At 32.5% G+C, this 1,314-nt stretch carries 1 protein-coding gene; it reads left to right on the plus strand.

What is annotated here, in order from left to right; genetic code table 11:
- Positions 1 to 1,194 (plus strand): CAP domain-containing protein (locus B5G32_RS13520; RefSeq protein WP_087936961.1); only part of this gene is annotated, 1,194 nt, incomplete at its 5' end.
- Positions 1,195 to 1,314 lie beyond the last annotated feature (120 nt).

Genomic DNA, 1,314 nt, shown 5'->3' on the forward strand with positions numbered 1-1,314 from the left:
TATGGAAAAACTTTATCTACAAATATCAATGATTATATTGATACTGAACAAACAAATAAAGATATAGTATCTGACATCAAAATGGATATATCAAAAATTAAAATAGAAGAAAATAAAGAATATCCTGCAATTGGAGAATACGAAATAATCTTTTTATACAAAGATAAAGAAGAAACATTAAAATTAAAAGTTACTGATACAACTAAACCAGTATTTAAAGATTTCAAGGAAGAGGTTGAGTTTATTAGAGATTGCAAGCCTAGTGCTGAGGAGTTCAGTAAGATGTTTACAGCTGAGGACTTAGATAGTACAACAGTTACTGTAGACGATAGCAAAGTAGATTATTCTAAAGAGGGCGAATATATTGCTACAGTTAAGGCTATTGATGGTTCTAAGAACGAAGTTACTCAGGATATCAAGGTTAAAATTACAGCTCCTACGATTAAGTTAGATAAGTCTAAGGATACTGTATATGAGGGTGAAAGTTTAGTTCTTAAAGCCGATATTAAAGGTAAGGATACTAAAGCTACTTTCAAATCTTCTGATGAAAAAGTAGCAACAGTTGATTCTAATGGTAAAGTTAAAGCTAAAGATAGAGGTAAAGCTACTATTACAGCTACAGCCAATGGGGTAGAAGCTAAGTTTAATATTACTGTAAAGGCTAAGCCTAAGAATTCTTCTACTGAAAAGAAAACTGTAACTAATCCTAATACAGGCAAAAAAGAAGAGGTAACAGTGATAAAACCGTCAAAACCTAGCAGTAGTGGGGGTAGTGGTAGTTCATCAACTTCATCAGGGGGTTCATCTTCTTCAGGTGGTTCTGTAGCTATGGAGTATTCTTTATCTAAAGCAAAAGAGGCTTTCAACTTACAGAATGCTGAAAGAGCTAAAGCAGGGTTACCATCAATGGCTTGGAATGATACATTATATGAAGCATGTAAAGTAAGAGCTAAAGAAATTGTAACTAATTGGTCACATACTAGACCAGATGGAAGTAGATATTCTAGTTTAATTACTTCTTTACCTTTAAAAAGGAGTGGTGAAAATATAGCTAAAGGTACCACATCTCCATCAAATGTTGTAGCATCTTGGATGGCAAGTCCAGGTCATAAAGCTAATATTTTAGAAACAAATACTCATGCAGCTGTTGCTTATTATGGGGGATATTGGGTAACTATATTTGCTGAAATGTAATAAAAGGGGCTGTAACGAAATAACTTTTTAAAGAGTTGATTTTGTTTCAGCTCTTTTCTTTTTCTGTTTTTAGGCAATAAAAAAACATCTTTTCTCTTCTTCTGATTTCAAGATGTAATA

The organism is Massilimicrobiota sp. An80 (assembly GCF_002159255.1).
Taxonomy (GTDB): domain Bacteria; phylum Bacillota_I; class Bacilli_A; order Erysipelotrichales; family Coprobacillaceae; genus Allocoprobacillus; species Allocoprobacillus merdigallinarum.